Source organism: Lysinibacillus sp. 10T31, from assembly GCF_056394365.1.
The window spans coordinates 1-6,270 of the sequence record NZ_JBFTHS010000102.1; the positions used below are offsets into that span (position 1 = coordinate 1).

At 33.6% G+C, this 6,270-nt stretch carries 7 protein-coding genes and 1 pseudogene; 6 read left to right on the forward strand and 2 right to left on the reverse strand.

Going from position 1 to position 6,270, the window contains the following annotated elements:
* Window positions 1–270 precede the first annotated feature (270 nt).
* The 3 genes from AC1DCY_RS26560 (at window position 271) to AC1DCY_RS26570 (ending at window position 2,443) form a co-directional block, all read left to right on the forward strand.
* Window positions 271–984: an MraY family glycosyltransferase gene (locus AC1DCY_RS26560; protein ID WP_477355526.1), complete on the forward strand. Its 714-nt coding sequence runs from the start codon at window positions 271–273 to the stop codon at window positions 982–984.
* Between the two features lie 146 nt (window positions 985–1,130).
* Window positions 1,131–1,772: a DUF3885 domain-containing protein gene (locus AC1DCY_RS26565; protein ID WP_477355529.1), complete on the forward strand. Its 642-nt coding sequence runs from the start codon at window positions 1,131–1,133 to the stop codon at window positions 1,770–1,772.
* Window positions 1,773–1,954: 182 nt separating this feature from the next.
* Window positions 1,955–2,443, forward strand: coding sequence for a DinB family protein (locus tag AC1DCY_RS26570; protein WP_477355532.1), 489 nt, complete (start codon window positions 1,955–1,957; stop codon window positions 2,441–2,443).
* 338 nt (window positions 2,444–2,781) lie between these two features.
* On the opposite strand, the gene AC1DCY_RS26575 is transcribed toward AC1DCY_RS26570, so the two are convergent.
* The gene (locus tag AC1DCY_RS26575) at window positions 2,782–3,435 is read right to left on the reverse strand and encodes a hypothetical protein (protein ID WP_477355535.1); all 654 of its coding nucleotides are present in this window, start codon (window positions 3,433–3,435) and stop codon (window positions 2,782–2,784) included.
* 337 nt (window positions 3,436–3,772) lie between these two features.
* On the opposite strand from AC1DCY_RS26575, the gene AC1DCY_RS26580 reads away from it, so the two are divergent.
* The 3 genes and pseudogenes from AC1DCY_RS26580 to AC1DCY_RS26590 all read left to right on the forward strand — a co-directional run.
* The gene (locus AC1DCY_RS26580; RefSeq protein ID WP_477355538.1) at window positions 3,773–4,075 is read left to right on the forward strand and encodes a hypothetical protein; all 303 of its coding nucleotides are present in this window, start codon (window positions 3,773–3,775) and stop codon (window positions 4,073–4,075) included.
* 386 nt (window positions 4,076–4,461) lie between these two features.
* Window positions 4,462–4,845 (forward strand): hypothetical protein, encoded by a 384-nt coding sequence (locus AC1DCY_RS26585; protein ID WP_477355540.1) that lies wholly within the window; start codon window positions 4,462–4,464, stop codon window positions 4,843–4,845.
* 220 nt (window positions 4,846–5,065) lie between these two features.
* Window positions 5,066–5,218: pseudogene (locus tag AC1DCY_RS26590) on the forward strand (alpha/beta fold hydrolase); the annotation flags it as partial.
* 222 nt (window positions 5,219–5,440) lie between these two features.
* On the opposite strand, the gene AC1DCY_RS26595 reads toward AC1DCY_RS26590, so the two are convergent.
* On the reverse strand, window positions 5,441–5,884 hold the full coding sequence (locus tag AC1DCY_RS26595; RefSeq protein ID WP_049665349.1) for an SRPBCC family protein: 444 nt from the start codon (window positions 5,882–5,884) through the stop codon (window positions 5,441–5,443).
* Window positions 5,885–6,270 lie beyond the last annotated feature (386 nt).

Sequence of the window (6,270 nt, forward strand, 5' to 3'; positions counted from 1 at the left end):
GGTTGTGAAGTAGGTCAGTTTTTTTTACGGATTCAAGATCCAAAGAGCTGCCCGACCTATTCTTCACCTCTACTATATAAAAAAATAGTAGTACGAACCAATGCCTTGGTCTGCACTACTAATCTTAGTATGTTTTTATTGAACTAACGGGGCAGGTTAGTTCAATAAGCACTACCGTAGTATTTGTATGTTTTTACACATACTGTATAATTTAGAATTAGAATATTTAGCTTTGAGTATTTCTAAAGAATTACTTTGGGAGGGGAGAATTTGTTATATTTAGCTTTATTTATTGGTGTCGTTTCAATTGTAATTACGGATAAGCTTACTCAAGCTTTTAAATTATCAAGCATTTGGGGGATGCTTGGTCAAATCAGTGCGTCACTTGTAATCATAATGGTCGGAAACCTCGAGGTTAATCATATTAGTCTAGGTAATAACTTTGAATTAGGATATTTGACGGTTCCATTTACTTTATTACTTCTTGTAAGTTTTACAAATGTAATGAATATAGAAAAAGTGCAAAATCCTTCAATATTGCTGTTGCCATTCGTTTCTTTAGTTTTTTTCTCAATAGCAGCTTTCGTCATAGGTCATCCATTTGTTTTAATAACGGGGATTTGTTCCAGTTTAACGCTTATGTTTATTCTGCTATACGGCTATTTTACTGGTAAAGTATTTGTGGGAAGAACGCTTACTACGTCAATAGGTTTCATAATAGCCGTGCTTTCAATATCCCTCATTAAATCATCTATTGTAACAATTTATATTCCATTATTTACTTTAGCACTACCATTCACTTTATATTATTTAATTCAAGATAAAATTACGAATGTACGATCAATCACAGTAAGCTTTTTAACAGCTATTTTATTTGGTGTATTAATGTACATAGTTCCTTTTAATATAATATGGTATCTCGTTGTTGGGTTAACGAGTATTTTGGTTATCACGCAATTTTCACGTAAATATCGCTTTATTTAGGAACTAAACTTCTTGTTCAACTAACAGAGTGCTTTACTTGAAGATCATTGAGCTGTTTTAGACAGCTCTTTTTTCTTATTGTACTAACTGAGCAGTTTAGTTGAAGAAGTAATGGGAAAATTAAAGAAACAAAATGAGGTGCGAATATGCTTTTAAATGACTATATGATGGAAAATTTCCCCAACTTAAACCTTAGACCACCTTTGTTTTATAACTGGGAAATTGCCATACGTTTCGAATTAGGGGTAGAGTGGAATAGAGAATATAATTACGATTTCAGTCCTTATGTAAAGGTGATTTATAAAAGGGTTGTCACGTTATTTGAATCATTACATTCACAAGACGAGGAAATTTTTGTTGTAGTAGATGTGAATGATTTTGGAGATGGAAAAACCTATAAGCACAAAGCGAGGATTTTTTCTCCCTATGTCTATGACAAATCACTCTTATATAAATTGAAGCATACCGAAATGCCTTATATATTCCCAGAAGATGATGAAGACGGAAAATATAAAACACATAGGTTTACCCTTAAATGCAAAGCATCTGATATAAAACACATTCCATTGTTAAAAGCAGTATGCAATCAGGATTTAGGAATCCAACCAAGTATCTTTCATAGGATATATTTTTTGAATATCAAAAGGAAAACCATTTTTCACGTGTACGATGATAGAGGTTGTGATTTGCTGGCTACTTCACCCGAAACAATAAGAGGTATTTATAAAAAATACAATGATTGGATATTAGATTACGACAGAAATGAAATTGATAAAGTATTTAAATAAAGACTGTTTTCTTATTGAAGTAACGGGGCTTTAGTCGAATAACGATCTTCCACAATCGGGCGCAATTCTGCAGCAAGAATTGTGCTTTTCTTCATGAAAAGGGCCATTTAACTGAATAAAGAAGGAGAATTCAAAAGAGCATTGAAATAGAAAAGATATAATTAAAAGGGAGTGTGATTGAAATGTCCCATGCTAAAGATGTTTTGGTCGATCAGTTGTTAGCAAATGCGAACGATCCTAGCTTTTACGTTCCGTTTTCTGAATCAGTAGCAAACTTGTCAGAGGAAGAAGCGTTTTGGAAACCAAACGATGAAAGTAACAGTATCGCTGAAATTGTGCAACATCTACTTTACTGGAATGAGACATGGCAAAAGAGGTACCAAAAATCTCATGTGAATGCTGTTGCGCCAATAGATGATAATAATAAAAGCTTTATTGTTCCGGAAAATAAAAGATTTGCTGACTTAAAAGAGTACCTCCTAGAGGTTCTTCTTCAGTGGCAAGATCTACTAACTGAAGAAAAGGTTGAAAGTGAGGTGAATGGTTTCCCAGAGACTGCAAAGTGGTGGGGGGGACTGGGAAATATGTCTACGCATAACGCTTACCATATTGGACAAATTGTTTACATCCGAAAACAACTACAAAAAGGCTGGAAAACTAATACTAAATGAAATAGTTAGACAACTTACATCTCTTGTTCCACAAACGGGTGCAAGAGTTAAACAAGGTGTTGCAGCGGCAGCATCTTTTTTTTGTTGAGCAAACGGAGCGGTTTAGTTGAACAATCGTCATTAGCTTTTTTCCACAATCGGGCCATTTAAGGGAATAACACTTCTAAACGAAAATGGATATTTATGCTAATATTAATGAGTTTATGAAACAATGTACTTAAGCTAACGAAAATAGGCAGTATCCATTCGTAAATTTATTAAGAAAATAAAGTGTTGTCTAAATAAGAAGGACGTTCAATTTTGAACGCCCATTTTTTGTAACGATTGTTTAGATTAGATTAAAACCTTTGGGCAGTAAAGGTATTCTTGCTTTGAGGATCCCAATTTTCTCCCCTAAAACCTGTTTTACCTTCTAAATTAACAAAGCATGGCAGTACTGTATATTGTACACCAGGTGTAGCGTTTACGTTAAAGGTAATTACAAATCTTGTTTTTGAATTTTCGACAGGAGTAATCCTTGCCATATTAGGCGTTAGACTATTTGTAGAATTGAGATTCATATTACCTTCTTCAACTGTTGCAATGTCGGATGGTCTAGCTAAATTATTTCTTATCCAGTAATTAAATACATTTGTTGCTGATTCCAAATAAGTTGGTTGGTCATAAGTTATTTCAATTTGATTAGGCGCTATTTGTCTTGCTATGGTAAGAACAGGGTGTGGAACCATTTGAGGTTCTCCAAACATTTGTCTACCATTAGGCATCATTTGTCCCGAATGCATTTGAGGCGGCATATAAGAGTAGGGCATCATTTGTCCTGAATACATTTGAGACGGCATATAAGAGTAGGGCATCATTTGACCTGAATACATTTGAGGCGGCATATAAGAGTAGGGCATCATTTGACCTGAATACATTTGAGACGGCATATAAGAGTAGGGCATCATTTGACCTGAATACATTTGAGACGGCATATAAGAGTAGGGCATCATTTATTTTTTTCCTCCTTGAAAAATGAGCTATCTAACTATAATTAATGTATGAACGAATTTTAAAGATGTTAAAGATTCCTATATATACACACATAATAGAAATTTACGATACGTGGTGACCTTAATAGTGTTCAACAACGAGACAGATTTGAAGGAGTTTGTGAAGGAATGTACTTAAAATAAAGGGGGCTTTAGTTGAATAATAATCTTCAACAACGGGCGCGATTGTTGAAGAAGCGTCGCTGTTCTTATTAAACTAACGGTGCAGAATAGTTCAATAAGCGTTTGGAATATTTTGGTATAATCTAATTAAATGAGACTGAGAGAGGTGATTTTGATGGAAAGTGAACTTCAAGTTATTCGCAAAGAATCGAGGCCAATAATCTTTACGCTTATATTAGTCATAGCTACTTTCGTAGTTTTCTTTATTAGTCGTTTCGTGAATGAACCATACCTAACTATTTGTTTATGGCTATTCGCATTAATAGATATTGGATTTATTGTTTCAATGGTGATGGGAATTAGAACTAAAAAAATAAATATTATTATTTTAAGTGTCATTGTCAATAGTCTATGTTTTGTAATTTTGACTATATTTTTATTATTAGTTAGCTTTGGGATAGGAATTTCTGAAGCATAATAAAAAAAGCCGAATGTCTCGGCTTTTTAGAAATAAATCTTTTCGAATCTTTTCTCACTGAAACCAATGACTTCTTCATTTTCTATTGAAAAGGATAAACCAGCAAACAGCGACAAACACTGTTAAATCAGTGTTTGTCGCTGTTTTTTATAGAAAATAACACTCTGAGACGCTGCGAAAAATAATTTTAAAGAAGACTGTTCGATCCAGTTGTTCTGAATGGCGATAACATATAAATAGAATCTCAATGAAATGTACCCAAAGGACGCTTTGGTAACGATTTGAAAGGTTTTTTTATGGGACATATAGAAATAAAATTACATTCAACACCGAGCTTTTAATTGGTGAAGAATTTTGGTGTCATTTAATTTAATGGGGTGATTTTTTTGAAACCAGAAGATTCTCTTTTTTTAATTGGTATTGCAGTGATTATTTCAATAGCTGTCGTTTTATTACTTATAATTTTTCGAAAAAGAAAAAAGATTGCACGAATTATCGTTAGTATAATTGTCAGTAGTTATATTGTTTTTGTCGTAATCTATCCTACTATACTTTCAAACATTCATGCAAAACGTTATGATGAATTAGAGGAATATTTACAGAACACATATCCAAATGAAGAGTTTTATATTCATACAAGAAACTACGACAAAGCCATTCAATTAGGTGATTATGATGTAAGTAATAAGTCTACACCAAATAGAGGAGTTACTTATCGTGTAACAAAAGATGGAGAAATATTTCAACTTGATAGTTCGTGGCATAGATAATAATGTTTTAAGAAATAGTATGATGTATTTTCTATAAAACCACAATTGAATTACGTTCCCAAATCAAAGTTAGATAACAAAACTTCGTTTGGGGAGCATTTCTTATTCAAACGGGTGCTTTACTTAAAGATTATTGAGTTGCATAAGCAGCTCTTTTTTTCTTATTGAGCTAACGGCAGTTTAGTTGAAGAGTGTTTTTTAACTTGTTGTTCAACAATCGGGCCATTTTGATAAAGTCGTTCCGTTTACTCAAGCTGAGGAAACAAATAAGCTGATCAAAAATTCAACGCTAGTTCCGTTCCAATACAGCGGCCATTGCGCTTTTTTAGAGGAGCGCGATAGATTCAACCAATTATTATCTTCTTTTGCATAACGACTCGGAATAGCAACATTGTCGCAAATAATTCGTAAGCGTCAAATAGCCCCCATCTTAAATAGATGAGGGCTATTTTGAGGAGCAGGTGAGATTATTCGAGGCTTTACTTGTATAACATTGAGTTGCATAAGCAGCTCTTTTTTACTTATTGAACTCCCATGAAAGAACGTAATAATCTTTCATTTTCTGTGGTGTAGCAATGACTTTATGAAACATTTTTTAATTAAGCTCTTCCAATTTTGTAGAGATCCCAATCGTCATTTCTTCTGTTACTTTAGGAAGATAAGACTTTAATACCTCATTAACCAGCGGTCCCAATGCACCACCAGCATTGATCTCAAGAAAGCCTGTTATCCTCGTTTTATTTTTAGCTATTACTTCTGCCAGGAAATAGCCACCGCCTGAAAGTTCCTCATTTAAACCCTTTAAATTAAAAGTAACCCTTGTCGGTTCAATCCATTCTTCTATAGTGGCCATTAGATTAATCTTTTTCTTTATGAATCCGATGTTACTATAAAATTCCCAAGTGGACTGGCGGTTAGTAATTTTTCGGTGTTGAATATATCCAGGAATAAGTGGAGCCCAGTTATCCATATCCTTAACAAAATCCCAAATCTTATTTATCGGTAACTCCACCTCAACCTGATGCGTTCCGCTTGGCATTGATTTTCCCCCTTTCCATCTCAATAGTAAGTACTTTATATATGTATATGTTACTTCCAACAAAGCGGTATTTGTCCCTCATGCCTGGCTGTATGACAACCAAATAGTTTCTAATCGTAACTGAACTGAATACTATAAAAATACAATTAATCATTTGAGGTGAAATATGGATTTCAATCCTTTATGTTATCCGGGGATAGGCGATTCTCTTACGGCTGGTATCGGGGAATAACGATCTTCAACAAAACCAGCTAATAGTTGTCAATAATTATCATTAAAAATAATAAAAATATCATGTTATACTAAATTTGTGTATACCAAATAACCGTCCAAATACTTGATTTGGAAAGTTCAGGTCTACTTAGTTAAATGGTTAAATCATGCTA

Excerpts from the sequence above, each read along its gene's own strand:
- AC1DCY_RS26565 (WP_477355529.1), top strand. The coding sequence starts at position 1,131 with ATGCTTTTAAATGACTATATGATGGAAAATTTCCCCAACTTAAACCTT.
- AC1DCY_RS26570 (WP_477355532.1), top strand. The coding sequence starts at position 1,955 with ATGTCCCATGCTAAAGATGTTTTGGTCGATCAGTTGTTAGCAAATGCG.
- AC1DCY_RS26575 (WP_477355535.1), bottom strand. The coding sequence starts at position 3,435 with ATGATGCCCTACTCTTATATGCCGTCTCAAATGTATTCAGGTCAAATG.
- AC1DCY_RS26580 (WP_477355538.1), top strand. The coding sequence starts at position 3,773 with ATGGAAAGTGAACTTCAAGTTATTCGCAAAGAATCGAGGCCAATAATC.
- AC1DCY_RS26595 (WP_049665349.1), bottom strand. The coding sequence starts at position 5,884 with ATGCCAAGCGGAACGCATCAGGTTGAGGTGGAGTTACCGATAAATAAG.